Annotated in this window: 1 protein-coding gene; it reads right to left on the minus strand. The window is 78.3% G+C overall.

Going from position 1 to position 807, the window contains the following annotated elements:
- Window positions 1-771 (minus strand): DAK2 domain-containing protein (locus tag ABD211_RS25630; protein ID WP_344137082.1); only part of this gene is annotated, 771 nt, incomplete at its 3' end.
- Window positions 772-807 lie beyond the last annotated feature (36 nt).

An 807-nucleotide genomic window follows, 5' to 3' on the forward strand; every position in this document is an offset into this window, starting at 1 on the left:
GGCGTGCGCCCCGGCGCCGTTGGGCAGCAGCACCACCCACCGCCGGTCGGTCGCCCGGATCGCGGCGACGATCTCCGCGCTGGTCGGCGCCTCCGCGTCCGCCCAGACCGCGACGCCTTCGGCCGCCAACAGGTCCGCGAGCCCCGGACAGCCGTGGGCCACGACCACCGCGACAGACCCGTCGGGTACGCCGGCGGCGGCGCCCGACACCGCGACGGCGGCGGGCGCCGGGGGCGGGGCGGGCGCCGGGCCGCCGGAGCCGTCGGCGAAATGGGTGACCGAGATGCGGTGCGGCCGGCCCGCCCGGATGCCCGCCTCGATGGCCGCGCCGACGTCGTTGACGTGCACGTGCACGTTCCAGACGGTGGTGGCGCCGTCGGACACGGGGGCGTCGGCGCCGACGATGACGAGCGAGTCGCCGAGCCCGGCCAGGTCGGCGCGCAGCGGCGCCACCCGCGCGGCGGGGGCGTCGAGCAGGTACTGCACCTCGTAGCCGTACTCCTCGGAGCCCGTCTCGCGGACGACCGAGACGGGCCGCACGCCCGCGCCGCTGCCGGCGAGGTTGGCGGTCGGCACCCGGTCGGCGACCACCTCGGCGAGCGCCTCAAAGATGATCACGAGGCCGAGGCCGCCCGCGTCGACGACACCGGCCCGGGCCAGCTCGGGCAGTTGCTCCGGCGTGTGCCGGAGTGCCTCGACCGCCGCATCGGCCACGGCGACCACCACCGTGGCCAGCCCGCCGACACCCCCTGTCCCGTTCCCAGCCGACACGCGGGCGGCCCCGATGACGGCCTCGGCGGCCTGGGC

It is taken from the genome of Luedemannella flava (assembly GCF_039528515.1).
Taxonomy (GTDB): Bacteria; Actinomycetota; Actinomycetes; order Mycobacteriales; family Micromonosporaceae; genus Luedemannella; species Luedemannella flava.